The organism is Cellulomonas bogoriensis 69B4 = DSM 16987, assembly GCF_000767165.1.
GTDB classification, from domain to species: domain Bacteria; phylum Actinomycetota; class Actinomycetes; order Actinomycetales; family Cellulomonadaceae; genus Actinotalea; species Actinotalea bogoriensis.
Map to the genome: position 1 here is coordinate 1 of NZ_AXCZ01000020.1, position 20,620 is coordinate 20,620.

The 20,620-nt window shown below is 70.8% G+C and carries 17 protein-coding genes and 1 pseudogene; 3 read left to right on the forward strand and 15 right to left on the reverse strand.

Going from position 1 to position 20,620, the window contains the following annotated elements:
* From N869_RS03640 to N869_RS03665, 6 genes and pseudogenes are all read right to left on the reverse strand, one after another.
* A pseudogene (locus N869_RS03640) lies at positions 1 to 1,081 on the reverse strand (hypothetical protein); the annotation flags it as partial.
* Positions 1,082 to 1,132: 51 nt separating this feature from the next.
* Positions 1,133 to 1,570, reverse strand: a complete 438-nt coding sequence (locus N869_RS03645; RefSeq protein ID WP_156968328.1) for a hypothetical protein — start codon at positions 1,568 to 1,570, stop codon at positions 1,133 to 1,135.
* A gap of 4 nt (positions 1,571 to 1,574) precedes the next feature.
* Positions 1,575 to 2,516, reverse strand: coding sequence for a PIG-L family deacetylase (locus N869_RS03650; protein WP_035057996.1), 942 nt, complete (start codon positions 2,514 to 2,516; stop codon positions 1,575 to 1,577).
* Positions 2,513 to 4,195 carry a BCCT family transporter gene (locus N869_RS03655; RefSeq protein ID WP_084136388.1) on the reverse strand — a complete coding sequence of 561 codons (1,683 nt, stop codon included), beginning with the start codon at positions 4,193 to 4,195 and terminating at the stop codon, positions 2,513 to 2,515. Before N869_RS03655 ends, N869_RS03650 begins: the two co-directional genes overlap by 4 nt.
* Positions 4,196 to 4,210: 15 nt before the next feature.
* Positions 4,211 to 6,121, reverse strand: a complete 1,911-nt coding sequence (gene typA, locus N869_RS03660; RefSeq protein WP_035057997.1) for a translational GTPase TypA — start codon at positions 6,119 to 6,121, stop codon at positions 4,211 to 4,213.
* Positions 6,122 to 6,247: 126 nt separating this feature from the next.
* Positions 6,248 to 8,011 (reverse strand): ABC transporter ATP-binding protein, encoded by a 1,764-nt coding sequence (locus N869_RS03665; protein WP_052104931.1) that lies wholly within the window; start codon positions 8,009 to 8,011, stop codon positions 6,248 to 6,250.
* A gap of 106 nt (positions 8,012 to 8,117) precedes the next feature.
* On the opposite strand from N869_RS03665, the gene N869_RS03670 reads away from it, so the two are divergent.
* A complete protein-coding gene (locus tag N869_RS03670) occupies positions 8,118 to 8,720 on the forward strand; it encodes a PH domain-containing protein (RefSeq protein ID WP_035058036.1) in 603 nt (200 codons plus the stop codon).
* 31 nt (positions 8,721 to 8,751) lie between these two features.
* Here the strand turns inward: N869_RS03670 and N869_RS03675 are convergent, their stop codons facing one another.
* The 3 genes from N869_RS03675 to N869_RS03685 all read right to left on the reverse strand — a co-directional run bounded on the left by N869_RS03675 (position 8,752) and on the right by N869_RS03685 (position 13,347).
* Entirely contained in the window at positions 8,752 to 9,771 is a 1,020-nt protein-coding gene (locus N869_RS03675; protein ID WP_035057998.1) for an ABC transporter permease, read from the reverse strand.
* A complete protein-coding gene (locus N869_RS03680) occupies positions 9,768 to 11,309 on the reverse strand; it encodes an ABC transporter permease (RefSeq protein WP_035058000.1) in 1,542 nt (513 codons plus the stop codon). The genes N869_RS03675 and N869_RS03680 overlap by 4 nt, the downstream gene beginning before the upstream one ends.
* A gap of 271 nt (positions 11,310 to 11,580) precedes the next feature.
* A complete protein-coding gene (locus tag N869_RS03685; RefSeq protein WP_232229598.1) occupies positions 11,581 to 13,347 on the reverse strand; it encodes an ABC transporter family substrate-binding protein in 1,767 nt (588 codons plus the stop codon).
* 626 nt (positions 13,348 to 13,973) lie between these two features.
* On the opposite strand from N869_RS03685, the gene N869_RS03690 reads away from it, so the two are divergent.
* A complete protein-coding gene (locus N869_RS03690) occupies positions 13,974 to 14,546 on the forward strand; it encodes a hypothetical protein (RefSeq protein WP_035058002.1) in 573 nt (190 codons plus the stop codon).
* Positions 14,547 to 14,652: 106 nt separating this feature from the next.
* On the opposite strand, the gene N869_RS03695 is transcribed toward N869_RS03690, so the two are convergent.
* The 6 genes from N869_RS03695 to N869_RS03720 all read right to left on the reverse strand — a co-directional run bounded on the left by N869_RS03695 (position 14,653) and on the right by N869_RS03720 (position 19,341).
* Positions 14,653 to 15,189 (reverse strand): OsmC family protein, encoded by a 537-nt coding sequence (locus N869_RS03695; protein WP_084136389.1) that lies wholly within the window; start codon positions 15,187 to 15,189, stop codon positions 14,653 to 14,655.
* A gap of 127 nt (positions 15,190 to 15,316) precedes the next feature.
* Positions 15,317 to 15,619, reverse strand: a complete 303-nt coding sequence (locus tag N869_RS03700) for a HigA family addiction module antitoxin (RefSeq protein WP_035058004.1) — start codon at positions 15,617 to 15,619, stop codon at positions 15,317 to 15,319.
* Positions 15,606 to 15,809, reverse strand: coding sequence for a type II toxin-antitoxin system RelE/ParE family toxin (locus tag N869_RS03705; protein ID WP_269545859.1), 204 nt, complete (start codon positions 15,807 to 15,809; stop codon positions 15,606 to 15,608). The genes N869_RS03700 and N869_RS03705 overlap by 14 nt, the downstream gene beginning before the upstream one ends.
* A gap of 31 nt (positions 15,810 to 15,840) precedes the next feature.
* Positions 15,841 to 16,935: a redox-regulated ATPase YchF gene (ychF, locus tag N869_RS03710; protein ID WP_035058006.1), complete on the reverse strand. Its 1,095-nt coding sequence runs from the start codon at positions 16,933 to 16,935 to the stop codon at positions 15,841 to 15,843.
* Positions 16,936 to 16,966: 31 nt separating this feature from the next.
* A complete protein-coding gene (locus N869_RS03715) occupies positions 16,967 to 18,535 on the reverse strand; it encodes a hypothetical protein (RefSeq protein WP_035058008.1) in 1,569 nt (522 codons plus the stop codon).
* The gene (locus N869_RS03720) at positions 18,511 to 19,341 is read right to left on the reverse strand and encodes an ABC transporter ATP-binding protein (protein WP_084136390.1); all 831 of its coding nucleotides are present in this window, start codon (positions 19,339 to 19,341) and stop codon (positions 18,511 to 18,513) included. The genes N869_RS03715 and N869_RS03720 overlap by 25 nt, the downstream gene beginning before the upstream one ends.
* On the opposite strand from N869_RS03720, the gene N869_RS03725 reads away from it, so the two are divergent.
* Positions 19,340 to 20,611 (forward strand): DNA recombination protein RmuC, encoded by a 1,272-nt coding sequence (locus N869_RS03725; protein ID WP_084136393.1) that lies wholly within the window; start codon positions 19,340 to 19,342, stop codon positions 20,609 to 20,611. The genes N869_RS03720 and N869_RS03725 overlap by 2 nt on opposite strands.
* The last annotated feature ends 9 nt before the right edge of the window (positions 20,612 to 20,620 follow it).

The following is a 20,620-nucleotide window of genomic DNA, read 5'->3' on the forward strand; positions in this document are numbered from 1 at the left end:
CGCCCCCGTCGGGTGCGGCGGTCTGCTCGACCTCCGGCTGCGGCGCGGGCTCAACCTCCGGTTCCGGCTCCGGTTCCGGCTCCGGCTCGGGCTCCGGCTCGGGCTCCGGTTCCGGCTCCGGCTCCGGCTCGGGCTCCGGCTCGGGCTCCGGCTCGGGCTCCGGCTCCGGTTCCTGCGCCGGTTCCGGCTCGGGCTGAGTCACGGCATCCGACTCGTCCGCGCCCGGCTCGACCTCAGGTCGGGCCTCCGCCCCGGAGGAGAGCTCCTCCTCCGGCTGGGCGTCGGCGAGCTCGTCCGGCGCGCCTGTCGCTCCCTGCACGGGGGTCGGCACGGGGGTGGACGCAGGAACGTGCTCGGACGTCGGCTCCGCCTCGGTCGCTGGTCCGGGTGTCGCGTCGCCCTCGTCCTGGACACCTGAGGTCTCATCCGTCGCGGGCTCGGCGACCTCACGGTCTGGCTCGTGGTCGGCCCCGGGCTCACGTGCGACCTCGCCGGCGGTCCCGGGCTCCACGCCCACGCCCACGCCCTCAGGCTCGGACTCGGACTCGGACTCGAGGACCGGTGCAGGGGCGGTGTCATCCGCGCGTCCCGCCCCTGCCTCAGCCGTGGGCTCGGCCTCAGCCGTGGGCTCGGCCTCAGCCGCGGGCTCGTGCTCCCGGGCAGGTTCAGGCTCGGGGTCCGGCTCGCCGGCGGGTTCCGCCTGGACGTCGGGGGCGGGGTCAGCGTCTACGTCGGCGACGACCTCGGCGTCAGGCTCGGCGTCAGGCTCGGCGTCAGCGTCGTCCTCCACCTCCACCTCGGGCTGGGGCTCCGCCTCAGGCCGGGGCTCCGCCACGACCTCGGCCTCAGGCTCTCCCTCGACCTCAGGCACGGCCCCAGCCGCGCCCTCGGGCTCACCCGTCGGCTCGTCGTCGGTGCTGAGGGTCGGCTGGGCAGGGTCTGCAGCCTCGTCCCCGTGATCCGGCTCCGGCCGGTCCGGGGCGGGATCGCCCTCCCCGTCCGGAGCCGGGTGGCCCGCCTCCTCGCCCTGCTGCCCCTGCTGAGGTTCGACGGCGTCGTCGGACTGTCGTCCGTGCGTCATGCGGATGCTCTCCCTGGCTACGGCACGGGCGCTCGCCCGTAAGGAAAAATCCTACGCGCCGGTACGCCCCGCGTCCGTCATCCCAGGGGTGGACACCCCGGCACCCGCCTCCGCGGCCCCCCGTGTCCCTGGTTCCACCGGACGGTCGGAGAACCACCGCGACGGCGCGAGGGCCGCCAAGAACACCACTCCGGCGCCCGCGTACCAGACCATCCCGACGGGCTGCAGCGCGATCAGGACGTCATCAGCGGGACCAGGTCCGGCCAGCACACTCACCGACGAGAACGTCCCGACGGCCAGAAGGAGCATTCCCAGCCAGCCCGCCCACGCGCGTGCGAGCAGCGCCGCGGACAGCACCAGCGCCAGGGCGAGCACCAGGCCCCACGGGGAGTACCCGCGGTGCACCGCTGTTCCCAGCACCCCGACGACGACGCCCACGCCCGCCATCGCGACGGCGCGCACGATCATTCGACCCGTGAACATCTCCACCGCGTCAGGCTACCCGCGCCCGGACGCCCGCCGGCCACACCGGAGCCCGGCCCCAGCCCGGGGCGAACCGGTAGCACTCCGCCCCCAGGATCGGCTGGACCACGCCGTTGCTCAGGGCGAACGAGCCGAGCACGGCAGACCCGCCGGCCGAGGCTCCCCGCACCTCGCTCACGCCCTGCACCTGCGTCCGGTGCGCTCGTAGCGCCGCCACCACCCGGCCGAGCACCGGTGCCACATCCACCTCGAGCTCCACAGGATGCTCCGCGGCCGACGGCAACCCTGCACCCGGAGGTGGGAGCTCCAGCCCGTCCGGCACACCGCGGGTACGGAGCCAGTCCAGGCCCGCGCCCAGCGCGGCGGCGTCCACAACGGACCACAGCACCGACTCGGGGCGCCACGGTCCCGCGTCCCGCCCTTCCACCGGCTCGAGGACCTGGGGCTCGGCCGCCACCTCCAGGGCCCGCATCAGCACCTCGTGCGCGCGCACGTGGTCAGGGTGTCCGTAGCCACCACCCGGCTCGTAGCCGACGACCACCTGGGGTCGGCGGTCCCTGAGCACCCGTGCCAGTGCACCTGCGGCGAGGTCCAGGTCGTGCGCCACGAACGCGTCGCACGGCAGGGCAGACGTGCGACCGGCCCGCCCGTGGGTCACCCAGGCCATCCCGGAGTCCTCGAACCTCCCGGTCGTGACCTCGTCCAGGAACAGCTGGTCGCCCACCCCGAGCGCCGCCATCGCCTCGCCGAGCTCGACCACCCGGTGGGCCGCCAGCGCAGGGCCGTCACCCTCCAGGGCGGCGACGTCCGACGGGATCACCTCGCCGCGCTCGCCCCGGGTGCAGGTCACCACCGTGACGGGCAGCCCTGCGGCAGCCCACGTCCCCAGGAGTGCACCCGTGCTGATGGTCTCGTCATCAGGGTGCGCGTGGAAAGCGAGCAGCCCGGTCACGACCGCCGACGCCAGCGTCGCCCACGGGGAGCGCGATCCGGGGTGCCCTCCTCAAGCATGGTGGTGACCTGAGCGGTGACGCTGGCGCTGACGTGCTCGGTGAGTCGGGCCCGGAGCTCCCGACGCTGGGCCCGGAGGAACATCTGGTGCTCGCGGTGCAACGCCCGGGCCGTGGCCGCCGCCATCGCGACCATGACCAGCGAGAACGGCAGCGCGATCAGGATCGCCGCCGTCTGCAGGGCCAGCAGCCCGCCAGCGAGGAGCAGCGCGATCGCCAGGACACCCTCGAGGAGCGCCCAGGTCACACGGACCCCGGTGGGCGGGACCGGGTTGCCACCCGAGGACAGCATCGCCACCACCAACGAACCGGAGTCCGAGGAGGTGATGAAGAACAGGCTCACCAGGACGATCACGACGACCGACAGCACCGGTGCCCACGGAAGGCTCGCCAAGAGGTCGAACAGCGCGAACTCCGCGCGGATCGCCCCGTCGGCGGGGATCACACCGTCCGTCCCGAACAGCTCCCGGTACAGCGCCGTCCCACCGAGCACCGAGAACCACAGGAACGAGACCAACGTCGGGACCAGGAGCACCCCGCCCACGAACTGGCGGACGGTCCGTCCACGCGAGATCCGCGCGATGAAGATCCCCACGAACGGTGCCCACGAGATCCACCAGCCCCAGTAGAACGTCGTCCACGCCGCTTGCCAGGCCTCGCCCTCGGCGCCCGCGAACGCGCTGACGTTGAAGGTCATCGGCACGACCGTCGACAGGTACACACCGATCGACTGCACGAACTCGCGGAGCAGGAACAACGTCGGCCCCAGCACCAGCAGGACGACCAGCAGCACGCCCGCCAGGCCCACGTTGATGTTCGAGAGCCACTTGAGCCCCCGGTCCAGACCCGACACGACCGAGGCGGTCGCGATGACCGTGATCACCACGATGATCGCGACCTGCACACCCGCACCGGACTCGATGACCCCGATGTGCTCCAGGCCCGCGGCGATCTGCAGGACCCCCAGGCCCAGCGACGTGGCGACGCCGAAGACCGTGCCCACGACTGCCGTCACGTCCACGGCGTCGCCCCAACGCCCCTCGACCCGCCGACCGAGCAGAGGTTCCAGGGCCCACCGGATCGAGACCGGACGTCCCCGGCGGTGGATGGCGTACGCCATCGCCAGACCCACCACGACGTAGATGGCCCACGCGTGCACTCCCCAGTGCAGGTACGTCTGGGCCATCGCCGTCTCGGCCAGGCGCTCGGGGGAGCCCACCACGCCCGGCTTCGGGCTGGCGTAGTGCATCAGCGGCTCGGCGACCCCGTAGAACACCAGCCCGATGCCCATGCCGGCGGCGAACAGCATGGCGAACCAGGTCCCGAGCCCGAACCGCGGCTCGTCGTCGTCGTTGCCGAGGGTCACGTCCCCCCACCGGCCGAGCCCCACCCACAGCGCGAACACCACGAATCCCGCCACCAGCAGGACGTAATACCACCCGAACGCCCCGATCACGTCGTCCTGGATCGCGCCGATCGTCCTCTCGGCGTGCGCCGGGGCGATGATCGCGTAGGCGGACACGAGGACCACCACGGCGAGCGAGGGCCAGAACACCCGTCGGGCGACGCCTCGCCCGGAGAACCGTGGGCGGTCAGGTGTGGTCGTCACGTCGACGGTCATCAGAACTCCTGCCTGTCAGGCGCGCTTGGCGCGCGCCGCTGCTCGCGCACGGTCGGTCTGGTCCAGGACGACTTTACGGATGCGCACGATCTCCGGGGTGACCTCCACGCACTCGTCCTCGCGCGCGAACTCCAGGGACTCCTCCAGGGTGAGCCTGCGCGGCGGCACCAGGTTCTCGAAGCTGTCCGCGGTCGAGGACCGCATGTTCGTCAGCTTCTTCTCCTTGGTGATGTTGACGTCCATGTCCTCGTTGCGTGAGTTCTCCCCGACGACCTGCCCCTCGTACACCTCTGCGGTGGGCTCGACGAAGAAGGAGCCACGCTCCTGGAGGTTGATCATCGCGAAGGGCGTCACCTTGCCGGCACGGTCAGCGACCAGTGAGCCGGTGTTACGGGTCTCGATGGGGCCCGACCACGGCTCGTAGCCGTGGGCCAGGGACGAGGCGATTCCCGTACCGCGCGTCTCGGTGAGGAACTGGGTACGGAAGCCGATCAGGCCGCGCGCCGGGACGACGAACTCCATGCGGACCCACCCGGTCCCGTGGTTCGACATCGTCTCCATGCGCCCCTTGCGCTGGGCGAGGAGCTGGGTCACCGAACCCAGGTACTCCTCGGGGACGTCGATGGTCATGTGCTCCATGGGCTCATGGACCTTGCCGTCCACCAGCCGGGTCACCACCTGGGGCTTGCCGACGGTCAGCTCGAAGCCCTCGCGGCGCATCTGCTCGACGAGGATCGCCAGGGCCAGCTCGCCACGACCCTGGACCTCCCAGGCGTCAGGGCGCTCGGTGGGCAGCACCCGCAACGACACGTTGCCGATGAGCTCGGAGTCGAGCCGGTCCTTGACCTGCCGCGCCGTGACCTTGTGCCCCTTGCCGCCCTTGCCCGCGAGGGGGGAGGTGTTGATCCCGATCGTCATCGAGATCGCGGGGTCGTCGACGGTGATGAGGGGAAGCGGACGTGGGTCGTCGATGTCGGTGAGGGTCTCGCCGATCGTGATCTCGGCGATGCCGGCGACAGCCACGATGTCACCGGGTCCCGCGGACTGGGTGGGGACGCGCTCCAGGGCCTTCGTCTCGAGCAGCTCGGTGATCTTCACCGGCTGGATCGAGCCGTCCGATCGCGCCCACGCGACCTGCTGACCCTTGTTGATCGTGCCGTTGAAGACGCGCAGCAGGGCCAGCCGACCGAGGAACGGCGAGGCGTCCAGGTTCGTGACGTGAGCCTGCAGGGGTGCGCCCTCCTCGTAGGTGGGGGCGGGGATCTTCTCGAGGATGGTCGCGAACAGCGGTTCCAGGTCGCCCTGCTCCGGAAGGGTGCCGTCGGCGGGCTGCTCGAGCGAGGCACGTCCTGCCTTCGCGGCGGCGTAGACGACAGGCACGTCCAGGATCGCGTCCAGGTCGAGGTCGGGGACCTCCTCCTGCAGGTCGCTGGCCAGGCCCAGGAGCAGGTCCGTCGCCTCGTGGACGACCTCGGAGATCCGCGAGTCGGGGCGATCCACCTTGTTGACCACCAGGATCACCGGCAGCTTCGCGGCGAGCGCCTTGCGCAGCACGAAACGCGTCTGGGGCAGCGGCCCCTCGCTCGCGTCCACCAGGAGCACGACCCCGTCGACCATCGACAGTCCGCGCTCGACCTCACCACCGAAGTCCGCGTGACCAGGGGTGTCGATCACGTTGATGGTGATCCCGTCCTGCTCGCCCGCCGCCTGGGCGGCCGGGCCCCGGTACCGGATCGCGGTGTTCTTGGCGAGGATGGTGATGCCCTTCTCCCGCTCGAGGTCACCGGAGTCCATCGCCCGTTCGTCGACGTGGGCGTGGGAGCCGAACGACCCGGCCTGCCACAGCATGGCGTCCACCAAGGTGGTCTTGCCGTGGTCGACGTGGGCGACGATCGCGACGTTCCGCAGGTCGGAGCGCACAGGCATGAAGAACTCATCTCAGGTGGTGGGGAGTCGCGCCGCATCCTTGGGCGCCGGGCGATTTTACACGTACCGCGCCCGGGCCCCTCGCCGGTCCCGGCCGGGCACCGCCGTCACGAGCAGCGGGGACGGTCAGGCGCCGGCCTTGTGGACACCGGTCCGGACGAGCTCCTCCTCCAGCAGACGGTCCCGCTCCTCGCGCCTGATCTTCTGCTCCGCCGGATCGGGCACCGGCACCGCCGCGAGCAGACGCCTGGTGTACGGGTGGGTCGGGGCTCGCAGGATCTGGTCACGGTGCCCCTGCTCGACCAGCTTGCCCTTGTGCATGACCGCGATGCGGCTGGACAACAGCTCGACCACGGCCAGGTCGTGACTGATGAACAGGCACGCGAACCCGTGCTCACGCTGCAGCTCCTGGAACAGGTCCAGGACCTTGGCCTGGACCGACACGTCCAGGGCGGACGTCGGCTCGTCGGCCACCAGCACCTTGGGGCTGAGCGCCAGGGCGCGCGCGATACCCACACGCTGGCGCTGCCCGCCGGAGAGCTCGTGCGGGTAACGGTTGCGCATGGTGCGCGACAGGTGCACCTGGTCCAGGAGCGCCTCGACGCGACGGTCCAGATCGGCCCCCTTGGCGACCTTGTGGAGCTTGAGGGGCTCACCGATCGACTCACCGATCGGCAACCGCGGGTTCAGGGACGAGCCCGGGTCCTGGAACACGATCGAGACGTGGTTGCGCAGCTCCCGCAGGTCCTTGGAGCTGATCCCGGTCATGTCCTGACCGTTGATCCGCAGCGCCCCCCCGGCGACGGGGAGAAGGCCGACCACCGCGCGACCCACGGTCGTCTTGCCCGACCCCGACTCCCCGACCAGGCCGACGACCTCGCCGCGGCCGATCGTCAGGTCGACCTCGTCCACGGCGCGGAACGCGGGCACACGGCCGCGTGCCGGGTACTCGATGACGAGCTTCTCAGCCACCAGGGCCGGCTCGTCGGTCACGTCCGGCACCACAGCCGCCCGCGGCTCGGCGGTCGCCGCGGGACGATCCGCTGCGACCTCCCCGGCCGGGTTCGGCACCTCGACGGCCTTGCCCAGGTGCGGCACGGCGTCGAGCAGCTGGCGGGTGTACTCGTGCTGGGGGTCGTTGAAGATCCCCTCGACCGTGCCGGCCTCCACGATGCGGCCGTTCTTCATGACGATGACGCGGTCGGCCAGGTCGGCCACCACACCCATGTCATGGGTGATCAGGACGATGCCGGCGTCGATGCGGGTCCGCAGGTCCCGCATCAGCTTGAGGATCTCGGCCTGGACGGTGACGTCCAGGGCCGTCGTCGGCTCGTCGGCGATCAGGAGCTTGGGGTCGCACGCGAGGGCCTGGGCGATCATCGCCCGCTGCCGCTGCCCACCGGACAGCTGGTGGGGGTACTTGTCGACCGACTTCGCCGGGTCGGGGATGTCGACCATGCGCAGCAGCTCGACGGCACGGGCCTTCGCCGCCTTCGGGCCGATGTCCAGGTGGGTGCGCAGGGTCTCCACGATCTGGAAGCCCACGGTGTAGACCGGGTTCAGGGCCGTCATCGGCTCCTGGAAGATGACCGCCACCTCGTTGCCCCGCACCCGGGACAACTGCTTGTGGGTGAGGCCGATCAGCTCGCGGTCCCCGAGGCGGGCGCTGCCCGACGCCCGGCCGTTACGGGGAAGCAGACCGATGAGCGACATGGACGACTGCGTCTTGCCCGAGCCGGACTCGCCGACGATCGCGAGCACCTCCCCCGGGCACACCTGGTAGCTGACGTCCACCGCGGCGGGGAACCACTCGCCGTCGACGAAGAACTCCACGCCCAGGTCCTGGACGGTGAGGATCGGGGTGGTCGGTGCGGTGTCTTCGGGTGCCACGGGGTCACCGTGTCCTTTCGAGACGGCCCACGACGCGGGTCGCGGCGGGCGGGGCGGTCAGGGGTGCGCACCCCACGAACGGCAGGTCTGGGACGATGGGTGGGTGATGCAGACGGTGGAGTTCAAGGCCCGCAGCGGACGCGTCCTGACCGTCGCGGTGGCGGTGCTGTGCGGGATCGGGCTCGCCACGGCCGCGCTCGACGACCCGGCCGCAGCCCTGCGGTACGCCCCGGCACTGGTGCTGCCCGCTGCGCTGGTGTGGCTGCTGCTGGGACGGCCCGCGGTGGTCGTGAGCGACGGCGGCGTGGACCTGCGCAACGTGGTGCGCACCGTCCACCTGCCGTGGACCGCGATCGAGCGGGTGGACACCAAGTACGCGCTCACCCTGGAGACCGCGTACGGAACGTACGCGGCGTGGGCCGCGCCGGCACCGGGGCGCGCCAGCACCCTCGGCGCCGGACCCCAGGACCTGGCGCACCTGCCGGAGTCGACGTACATCGGTGGCGGCGCCCGACCCGGAGACCTGATCACCTCGGCCTCCGGGCAGGCCGCCGCGCACGTGCGTCGCCGCTGGGAGGAGCTGCACGAGGCCGGCCACCTGGACGACCCGCGCCTGGAGCGCGGTCGCCCCCAGGTGACCTGGCACCTGCTGCCCGCTGCCACCGTGCTGGGCCTGGCGGCCCTTGCGGTGATCGCCCCGCGGCTGTGAGTGCGCCGGGTGCTGCTGCGCGCCCACAGGGTCAGCCCTTCTTCGACATCGAGCGGCGGCTGGGGATGCGCCGCTGACGTGGGTCGAACGCGTCCCGCAGGCCGTCACCGATGAAGTTCACGCACAGGGCGATCGCCACGATGAACAGGCCCGGCCACCAGAACAGCCACGGCCGGGTCGAGAACGCGGTCTGGTACTGGTTGATCAGGTTGCCGAGGGACACGTCGGGGAAGTTGATCCCGAAGCCCAGGTAGCTCAGGGCGGTCTCGAGCAGGATCGCCGAGGCCATGAGCAGCGTGGCGTTGACGATGATCACACCCACGGCGTTGGGCAGCATGTGCTTGAACATGATGCGCCCGTGACTGGCGCCCGCCACGCGCGCGGCGTCGACGAACTCCCGCTCACGCAGCGACAGAAACTCCCCGCGCACCAGGCGCGCCATGGACGTCCAGGTCACGAAGCTCAGGGCGACCGCCAGGCCGACCGGGCTCGCCCCACCGACCATCGCACCGAGGATCGCCCCGACCATGATGATCGGGATGGTGATGACCATGTCGGTGAACCGCATGAGGAGGTTGTCCAGGCGGCCGCGGAAGTAGCCGGCGAGGGAGCCCATCACGATGCCGATGGTGCTCGCGAGGAGCCCGATGATGAACATCACCAGCAACGACTGCTGGGTACCGCGCATCACGAGCGCGAAGACGTCCTTGCCGACGTTGTCCTGCCCGAAGGGGTGCTCACCGAACGACAGGCCGCCCTCGAAGCTGATGGTCGGCGCACCGCCGGGGTTCACCACGGGGTTGAGCGAGGTGAAGGAGTGCTTCCACCAGCCGGGGATGGGTCCCCAGCCGATCGAGGTGGTGGCCAGGAGCACGATCGAGACGAGCGCGAACGCGGCGACCATCGCACCACGGTGGCGGACGAACCTGCGCAGGACGATGCGGCCCTGCGACAGGCCCTCGACCTCCTTGAGCTCGATGGCGTTCTCGACGTTCTCCACCGGGTCGTGGTGGGTCGAGGTGTCCGGGGTCTGGGGCGTGGGGGCGCTCATGCGTTCACCCGGATCCTGGGGTCGAGGGCGGCGTAGACGAGGTCGACGATGATGTTCGCGACGACGAGCATCATCCCGACGACGACGAAGTAGCCCATGATCGGGTTCGCGTCGTCACGGTCGAGGCCGGTGATGAACATGGTGCCCATGCCGCTCCAGGCGAAGATCCGTTCGGTGATGATCGCGCCACCGAACAGGTTCGCGATGTCGAGCGGGACGATGGTCGCCAGGGGGATCAGGGCGTTGCGGAACGCGTGCCGCACGGTGACGACCCGCTCCGGCAGGCCCTTGGCGCGCGCGGTGCGGATGTAGTCCTGGTTCATGACCTCCAGCAGGCTCGCCCGCGAGTAGCGGGTGTAGGAGGCGAAGGAGATGAGGATCAACGCGATGGTCGGGAGCACCAGGTGGGTGAAGGTGTCCATCGTCTCGATCCAGTAGTCACCGCTCAGCCCCGGCGTCTGGGACCCGATGGTGGCGATCGGCCGACCACCGACACGGCTGGAGCTCGAGTACAGCTGCCAGACCTGCATGAGCCGGTCGACAGCGATGAGGGCACCGACGAGCACCGCCGTGATCGCGGCACCACGCATCGACTGCCCGCGGTCCGGACCGCCGAACAACCAGCCGACCAGCAGGCCTGAACCAGCGGCGACGACGGCCAGCCCGACCATCAGCAGCCCGCTGGCGTAAGCGGGCTGGAACGCGAACTGCAACGGGTAGTACAGGGCGAGGCCCAGCGCGACCACGGTCAGCGCCGAGTGCAACGCCCGGCGGTTGCGCAGTCCCGCGGACAACGCCGTCACCCCGAAGGCGATGGCGACGCCCACCACACCGATGGCCACAGGCCCGAGACTCGGGTCCAGCAGCCAGCCGGTGGCCGAGATGAACGTGAGCATCGCAGCCGTGGCACCGGCGGCGACGAGGAACGTCACCGCGCGTCGGCGCGCTGCTCCCCCGACGATCGCCTGCCACACGAGGCCGCCGATGAGCGATATGCCGGCCACGGCCTGGGGCGAGATCACCGGGTCGGCCAGGAAGTCGTTGAAGCCGATGGCTCCCCACAGCTTCAGCAGCACCGCGACCCAGAACGACGGCAGCGAGTACAGGACGAACGACATGAACGTCACGCCGTAGTCGAAGCCCGTGTACTGGCGCAGGGCGCTCGCGATGCCGACGGTGACGCCCAGCGCGATCGCCACGACGATCGCGACGCTCACGAGGGTCGCGGTCGCGGGGAAGGCCGAGCCGAGCATCGCGGTGACCGACTGCCCGGTCACCCAGCTCGTCCCCAGGTCGCACTGGCCGATCAGGCAGCCGGCCGCACCCTGGAGCCACATGAGATAGCGGATGGCCGCGGGCGTGTCCAGGTTGAGCTGGTCGATGCGCGACTCGATGAGCTGCTCACGGTTCGGTGCGCTGCTCGCGTACAGCTCTTCCAGAGGGTCGAGCGCGATCGACAGGAGCATGTAGACGATGAACGTCGCCCCCAGCAGGACGACTGCGGACGACAGCAGCCGCCGTCCGAGGAAAGCGAGCATCGGGCCGCTGCTGCGCAGCCGAGCCCGCGGGCCGGTGGCGCTGACCGGGGTTGCCGGTGCTGCGCCCTCCGGGCTCGACGTCGAGGTTGCCATGGCGTACGGGACCTCACTGGTCGGTGGTCATGGTCGGCGAGAGTCTACGCGGGCCGTCGAGGTGGGACGCGACCGCGCGGACTGCTGCCGTCGGACGGACGGTGGGGCACCGCGAGCGGTCCGCGGTGCCCCACCGGTCGTGCCGTGGCGGCCCGGCGCGTGCCGGGCCGCCGGTGGCTCACTCCTCCTCGGTGTCCGCCTCGTCGAGCGGCTCCTCGGTGATCTCGATGCTGTCCTCGGGGTCGATGTCCCACTCCCAGAAGTTCCAGAAGATGGTCGGCGACAGCGGGATGGTCGAGGCGCCGGCGAACTCGTCACGCCAGGCCATGACGCCGGGGTGCTGGAAGATCGGGATCGAGAACCCGTCCTCGAACAACTGGCGCTCGATCTGGATCAGCAGTTCGGTCTCGACCTCGGGGTCGGTGTTGACCGCGAGCTCGTCCCACCAGGCGTCCATCTGCTCGTCGGAGTACCCACCGAAGTTGTTCACACCACCGGTGACGTAGTTCGCCTGGGAGTTGAGCGCGAAGGTGTTCGTGGACTGCCACCCGAACAGCGACGCGTCGTAGGTGGTGGTCTGCGCGAGGCGGGCGCCCCACATCACGTCACCCTCGTCGATCAGGTTGAACCCGACCTGGGAGGCGGACACCGAGATCAGCTCGAACTGGTTCTCACGACGCACGTTGCCCTGGCCGTAGAGGAAGCGCACGTCGACCGGGGTGTCGACCCCTGCCTCCTCGAGCAGCTCGATGGCGCGCTGACGGTTCTCCTCGTCGTCCTCGCTGAACATGTCCGACCCGTTGTTCTCGGTGAGCTCGTCATAGTTCGGGGCACCGGGGACGGCGTTGTGCGAGTTGCGCACGACGGCGTCCTCCTGGATCGGCCGCACGAGCTTCTCCATGATCTCCGCGCGCGGGACGCTGAGCAGGAACGCCTGACGCACGAGGCGCGCGGTCTCCTCGTCACCGTCGTAGGACGCGGCGTCGAACGGGCCGTTGTTGTCGAAGATGACGTCGACGTGCTCGTAGGTGCCTTCGGCGGTGCCCTGGAACTGGATCCCGTCGATGCCCTCGAGCGTCGCGACCAGGTCGACCGAGGCCTGCGGCGAGATCATGTCGACCTCACCGTTCTGCAGGGCCGTGGCAGCCGCGAGCGGGTCCTCGCTGTAACGGACCGTCACGGACTCGATGCGGGCCTCGGGGCCCCAGTCGTAGTCGTCACGGGCGTTGACGGTGAGGTACTGGCCCTCCTCGAAGGCCGTCATCACGTACGCGCCGGAGGACAGGTACAGACGCTCGTCCTCGGGGAGCGAGCTGAAGTTGAAGTCGTCGTTCCAGGCCCGGGAGATCGGGCCCAGGTCCTCGGAGACGTTGTTCGCGAACGCGTCGTACAGACGCTGCTTCGCGACGGCCGGGTCGTCCTCGCCCAGGGCGACGTCGACCAGCGCGTGCGCGGCCACGGGCGACGGCTGGAGCACGACCTCCCAGTCCGATCGCGGCTGGTCGTAGACGAACGTGACCGTCTGGCCGTCATCGCTGATCTCGGGGATCTGGCTGATGGCGTTGGCACCCGGGGAGCTGGAGTCGAAGAAGACGCCGGCCTCGACCTCTTCCTCGTTGATGAGGTTGCCCTCGTCGTCGTACTCCGGCGCGACGTTGTCCCACTGGTCGTTCTGCGCCGCCCAGTAGAGGAACACGTCGTAGGCGTCCAGCGGAGCTCCGTCGGACCAGGTCGGCCCCTCGTTGATCGTGTACTGGACCGTGAACGGGTCCTCCTCGATGACCTCGTACGTCCCGAGGTCCTCGTTCCTGACGACGTTCAGCCCCTCGTCGTAGTAGAAGAGCTGGGTGTTGGTCAGGTACAGGATGTTCGCGTTCGCCGCTGCGTTACCGGTCGACGTGAGGTTGTTCTGGGAGTAGAACGCCTGGTTCCACCCGATGGCCACTGAGGTGTCCTCGACGAGCTCGCTGCCCCCAGGGGCTTCGCATGCACTCAGCACGAGCGCGCTCGACGCGACGACGGCACCGAGAGCACCGATTCGCCTGATCTTCAATGTTCCTCCTGACAAGGACGCGGCGGGGGGTCGGGTCGATGGTCGGACCAAGCGGTCGCGAACTCGGGGGGGCCGACCATCCACCTGGGATGTCGGTGACCATACAGGCGCCGATCCCGGCAACCCGGACGTGTCACAAAGCCGAAAGACGATCGTTACGCATTCGATACTGGCCAGTACGTCTCACATCGTGAGACATTCGCGGGCCCTCCCGGGTGCGCCTCTCGTCGCCAACCCCCTTCCCCCTGCCGCCATCGGTCGCCGTTGACCACAGACGTGACGGAAACCGTCGTCGACGGCCCGCACCACTGGTCCTACCACATCGACGCACCAGATGCCGACAGGTGAGACCCCGATCGGGTGACAGGCTTCATATGGGCCCAGCAGCAGCCGATCGTCGACAATGGTGCACAACACCCGGCCGACGCCCACGACGGTCCGCTATCGTCCTGTTTGCCGGGTTCCCGGCTCGCCCACACCAAGTCACGCCAGCCGTGACCACGACCAGGAGGTAGCAGGTGCGACGACGCGCCCCTCTGACCGCACTCGCGCTCGCCGGTGCCCTCGCCCTCACCGCGTGCTCCGACCCCGGCCCGGACTACCCGTCGCTGCCCGACGCCGCGCCCCTCGAGGGGGCCCCCATCAGCGTCGGGCCGGTGACGCTGGTCCAGCCCGAGGGCTTCGAGGCGTACTCCGCGTCGGAGGAGGGGGACCAGAACCTCGTCGGCCCGCCCATCGAGGGCTCCGAGGGCCCCGACGGCGAGGAGGGGACGTCGTCGAACATCCAGGTCCGCCACCTTGCCGGCGAAGGTACGGAGTGGGACGGAGAGCTGGAGGAGCGCGAGGGCCAGCAGCTGTTCGTCGCCGACGTGGACGGCGCCGACGTCGCCTCGGTGCGCTTCAGCGAGCGCACCGAGGGCGAGTACGTCGAGATCAACGACCAGGAGTACTGGTCCGGGCCCGTGGGCAAGGGCGAGATCCGGGTCAAGGTCGGTGACGACATCGTCGCGATCCACGTGATCACCAGCCCGGGCGACTCCGGCCTGGAGTTCGTCTCCTCCGTGGCGGAGTCCCTCACCGTCCGCGACTGACTACACCCCAGGACCCCACGTGCAGACGCCCCGCGGCCACCAGGCCCGGGGCGTCTGCACGTGACGTGGCCGTCGAGGACCTCACGCCACAGCTGCCTCCGCGGTGTCAGACCTCGGTGGTGCCGACGAGAGCCTCGCGGCGCACGGAGAGCTGCGGGGCGGATGCGAGCGTCTGCGCGACGACGCAGTACCGCTCGGCGAGCTGGACGAGCTTGTCCTGGGTCGCCTGGTCCGCGTCCGTGTCGAGCCGGAAGGTGATCGTGACATCGGTGAGGCCGACGGGGACCGTCCGGTCCACTGCGAGCGTGCCCCGGGCGTCCCAGTGGCCCTCGACGTCAACCGTGGCGGCGCGGAGCTCGACACCCATCGCGATCGCCACGCTGCGCAGGGTCACCCCCGCGCACGCCGCGACCGCGTCGAGCAGCAGGTCTGCCGAGCACGCGAGGGACCCGTCCCCACCGGCTGCCGGATGCAGCCCTGCGGTCGTGGTGCCGGCCCAGCCGTCGACGTCGGCGCTGATCCCGTCGGTGCTCACCCGGGCCACGGCGCGCGCCGGGATGCGCGCGGCGGCAGGGTCCTCGCGGTAGCGGTCCTTCAGGGGGCGCTGCAGGTCGCGCAGCTCGGACGAGGTCGGCATCGGCATGGCCCGATCCTAGTCCGAGCCACGCCTCCCACCGCCTGAGGGCTCCACCGCATCAGGCGCAGGTCAGACGTGAAGCGGAACTCCACCACGTCCCGTAGCCGGTCAACCTCTGGCACCCGTCTCCGGCTCATGCGACCTCGAGCGGCGTGATCGCCTCGATCTGACCCACCACGCGATCCTCAACCAGGTCCAGGTCGTCGTGCGTCTGCAGGTTCAACCAGAACTGCGCGGAGGTCCCGAAGTACTTCGCCAGCCGCAGCGCGGTGTCGGCTGTGATCGCGCGCTTACGGTGCACGATCTCGTTGATGCGCCTGGGCGGCACGCCGATCGACACCGCCAGCTTGTTCTGCGTGATGCCAAAGCCCTGGATGAAGTCCTCCATGAGTACTTCGCCAGGGTGGATCGGCGCGAGCTTGTCAGTGGTAGTCAACGATCTCCACCTCCTCCGGTCCGACGTCGGTCCACCTGAAGCAGATCCGCCACTGGTCGTTGATCCTGATGCTGTGCTGCCCGACCCGGTCGCCCTTGAGCGCCTCGAGGCGGTTGCCCGGAGGGACACGGAGGTCGTCGAGCCTCTCCGCGGATCCCACCTGGCGCAGCTTGCCGAACGATCTGATCACCCGACCGACGTCACGCGGTGCGTCAATAACGCTAGACGTTAAAGCGGAACTCCACGACGTCGCCGTCGGCCATGACGTAGTCCTTGCCCTCGACACGGGCCTTGCCGGCCGAGCGCGCAGCGGCGATCGACCCGGCCTCGACGAGGTCGTCGAAGGAGACGACCTCGGCCTTGATGAAGCCCCGCTCGAAGTCGGTGTGGATGACACCGGCAGCCTGAGGTGCGGTCCACCCTGCGCGGATGGTCCAGGCGCGCGCCTCCTTGGGGCCGGCCGTCAGGTAGGTCTGCAGCCCCAGGGTCTGGAAGCCCACACGCGCCAGCTGGTCCAGGCCTGCCTCGTCCTGCCCGGTGGAGGCCAGCATCTCGGCGGCGTCCTCAGGGTCGAGGTCCACCAGCTCCGACTCGAGCTTGGCGTCCAGGAAGATCGCCTCGGCCGGCGCGACCAGCTCACGCATCCTGGCGCGCAGGCCCTCGTCGGCCAGCCCGGCCTCGTCGGTGTTCACCACGTAGATGAACGGCTTGGACGTCATCAGCTGCAGCTCACGCAGCGCCTGCGGGTCCACACCGTCCTTGACCAGCCGGTCCTGCGCCGCGAACAGGGTGGTGCCCTCGGCCAGGACCTCGTACGCCTTCTGGGCGGCCGTCAGGACCGCGGGGTCGGTCTTCTTGCCCCGCACCTCCTTCTCCAGGCGCGGGATCGCGCGCTCGACGGTCTGCAGGTCCGCCAGGACCAGCTCGGTGTTGATGGTCTCCAGGTCGTCGGCGGGGTCCACCCTGCCCGCGACGTGGTGCACGTCCTCGTCGACGAAGGCGCGCACCACCTGGCAGATCGCATCGGCCTCACGGATGTTCGCGAGGAACTGGTTGCCCATGCCCTCGCCCTCGCTCGCGCCACGGACGATGCCCGCGATGTCCACGAACGACACCGTCGCCGGGACGACCCGCTCGCTGCCGAAGATCTCCGCGAGGGTCTGCAGGCGCGGGTCCGGCAAGGACACCACCCCGATGTTCGGCTCGATCGTGGCGAACGGGTAGTTCGCCGCGAGCACCCCCGCACGCGTCAGGGCGTTGAAGAGGGTGGACTTGCCGACGTTGGGAAGACCGACGATACCGATGGTGAGAGCCACGGGCGGCAAGTCTACGGCCGCGGCGGCCGGTTCAGCGCATCGCGACCAGTGTCTGGAGCAGCTCCGGGGCCCGCGCGTCCATGACGCGACCTCCCCACCGCACGCCCCCGACCAGGACCCCGGCACCCACGACCACCGCCACGACCGCCGCACCCACGGCCATGGCCGTCGACCCCGTCACCACCGCACCCACCGTGAGCCCCACGAACGGCAGCGTCAGGCCGCCCACGACCAGCGATCCCGCGCCCTGCGACACGAACGCCGCCATCCCCCCGCCCGGCTTGCTCGAGAAGGGGTTCTCCCCCGGCGCCGCCACGGGGTACACCACGCGCGCAGACACCACGCTCGCCACGCCGGCCGCGACCGCGAGGACGCCGAACGACACCGCCAGCAGCAGCGCCAGCAGGTCCCACCGGTCAGTCAGCAACGCAGACAGCACGGTCAGCGCGACCACCAGCGGGACCGCCAGCACCGACACCGCCACCACCCTGCCCCACCGGTCGTCCAGGCCCCGTACCGGGGCCGCGACGTGCGCCCAGAACGCGGTGCTGTCGTACGCGACGTCCGCCGAGATGGTCCAACCCAGCAGGTAGCCCGTCACCGGGCCGAGCACCAGCATGAGGCTGTTCGCCTGACCACCGGCCACGAACCACAGCAGCACCGGGGTCAACGGCACCAGCACCACCGAGATCGCGTACCTGGGGTCACGCAGCCAGTACGTCGCGCACCGCGCAGCCACCGCGCCCACCGGCGAGGCCGGGAACCGGTCGAACAGGCCCAGCCCGCGCCGACGAGGACCGGCGGGGGCCGTCTGACCGGGACGGTCCACCACGGCGTCCAGCGACCGGCCCCACCACGCCGCGAGCGCCGCCACCGCCGTGAGGACGACCAGGAGGCGCAGGACCGCGATCGCCCACCGGCCCGCGGCCACGTCACCGGCGAGCGCCCAGGGTGCGCCGGCCGGGGTCCACGCCAGGACCCCGGCGACGGTCGGGAGGACGTCGACGAGGCTTGTGATGCCCGCGCCGAGCACCTGCAGGATCGGGCCGAGGAGGAAGACCGGGACGATGCCCAGGGCGATCGCCACCTCACGGAAGCGTCGGCGTCCCACCACGGTCGCCATGGCGGTGGACAGGGCCCGCGACCCGAGCACGCACACCAGGACCCCGAGGAGCGCCCCGAGCAGGGCCACCGGCACGGCCGCTGGAGCGGACCACCAGGCCACGCCGCTGCCGAGAGCCACCAGGACGGTGAACACCCCGGGGACCCCCACGAGGGCGGCGAGGGTGAGACCCAGGACCATGTCGCGTCGGGGCACGGCGAAGGTCACGAACCGGACCGGGTCCAGGGTGGCGTCGGCACCGAAGGCCACCAGGGGCACCAGCCACCACCCGAGGACCAGGACCGACCCGCCCACCACCAGGACGTCGTGGCGGAGCGCGACGTCGGCGAAGCCCAGGCCGACGAGGCCGAGCAGCACCGCCGCGACCGCACCGAGGGCGTAGAGGCCGACGACGACCAGGCCGATGGCCTGCCAGACGCTGCGGCGCAGCCCGTTCGCCAGGAGGGTGAGCTTCAGTCGGACGAGGTGCGCAACCATGCGAGCTCCTCCCCCGTGGCGCGACCGCCCACGAGCGCCACGAAGCGGTCCTCCAGGCTCTGGCCGGCGCGGACCTCCTCGACGGTGCCGGCGGCGAGGACGCGGCCCGCGGCGATCACGGCCACGTGGTCGCACATGCGTTCCACGAGGTCCATGACGTGCGAGGACACCACGACGGTCCCCCCGGAGGCCACGTACCCGGCGAGGATCTGCCGGATGTTCGCCGCGGAGACCGGGTCGACGGACTCGAACGGCTCGTCCAGGACGACCAGGCGGGGCGCATGCACCAGGGCGCAGGCGAGGGCGGCCTTCTTGGTCATGCCGGCGGAGTAGTCGACCACCAGGGTGGCGGCGTCCTCGACGAGGCCGAGGGCGCCGAGCAGGTCCTCGACCCGCTGGGCCACCACCGACCGGTCCAGGCCCTGCAGGAGGCCCGCATAGGTGATCAGCTGGCGTCCGGTGAGGCGGTCGAACAGGCGCACCCCGTCGGGGAGCACCCCGAGGGTCGCCTTGACGGCCAGGGGCTCGGCCCACAGGTCGCGTCCGTGGACCAGGACCTGCCCGTGGTCGGGGCGCAGCAGACCCGTGGCCATGGACAGCGTCGTGGTCTTGCCCGCACCGTTGGGGCCCACCAGGCCGTAGAAGGAGCCCGCGGGGACGGTCAGGTCGACGCCACCGACAGCGACCTTGGGGCCGAAGGCCTTGACCAGCCCGCGGACCTGCAGGGCGGGGTGTCCGTCATCGCTCACCCGCCGAGGATACGGGTGCCCGCCGGTGTCGGACGTGCCTGGCATGGTGCGGGGCATGGAGATCGTTCTGCTCGTGACAGGGGTGCTCGTCGGTGCGGCGCTGGGGTGGTCGCTGGCCACGCAACGTGCGGCTGCACGGGTGCGCACGGCCGACGTGCGCGTGGCCGAGGCGCGTGCCGGGCTGGATGCCGAGCGACGGCTGGGAGCCGAGCGGGTCGCGGCGCTGCAGGCCGACCACCGTCGGTACTCCGACCAGTTCCGGTCGTTGGCGGCAGAGGCACTGGCCGCGAACAACGAGCAGTTCCTGGGCCTGGCCGAGCAGCGGCTTCGGGCCACCTCCCAGCAGCACGAGTCCACGCTCGCGCAGCGCGAGCAGGCGGTGCGGTCCGTGGTGGAGCCGCTGTCACGGGTGCTGGACCAGGTCCGTGCCGAGGTGACGTCCGCCGAGCAGGCACGCGCCTCGAGCAACGCGGCGCTCGGCGCCCAGCTGCGGGCCATGCACGAGGTGTCGGAGCTGCTGCGGCAGGAGACCGGCCAGCTGGTCACCGCGCTGCGGTCCTCCCAGGTGCGGGGACGGTGGGGGGAGCTGCAGCTGCGCCGGGTCGTGGAGGCCGCCGGGATGGTGGACCAGGTGGACTTCGTCGAGCAGGCCTCGGCCCGCACCGACGACGGGGTGCAGCGGCCCGACATGGTGGTGCGCCTGGCCGGGGGCAAGCAGGTGGTGCTCGACGCGAAGGTCGCGTTCCTGGGCTACCTGGAGGCCGTGCAGGCCACCGAGGAGCAGGTGCGCCGCGAGCGCATGGCCGCGCACGCCCGTCACCTGCGCCGGCACGTGGACGACCTGGCGTCCAAGCGGTACTGGGAGCAGTTCGACCCTGCCCCCGAGTTCGTGGTGATGTTCGTGCCCGCCGAGGCGTTCCTGCACGCGGCGCTCGAGGTCGACCCCGGCCTGCAGGAGTACGCGATGGAGCGCCACGTGGTGCTGGCCACCCCGATGACACTGGTGGCGCTGCTGCGGACGGTGGGGTACGCGTGGCGCCAGGAGGCACTGGCCGCCAACGCCCAGCAGGTCCTGAGCCTGGGGCGGGAGCTGCACGCCCGGCTCTCGACCCTGGGCGGTCACGTGGGCAAGGTCGGCAGACAGCTGGACGGGGCGGTTCGGGCCTACAACGAGGCGGTGAGCTCCCTGGAGTCGCGGGTGCTGGTCAGCGCCCGGCGGTTGACCGAGCTGCGGGTCACCGACGAGGAGCTGCCCGCCCCCGCGCAGATCGACCGCGCGGCCCGGCGCCCGCAGGCGCCGGAGCTGGAGGTGGTGGCGGACCTGTAGGCGCCGGCG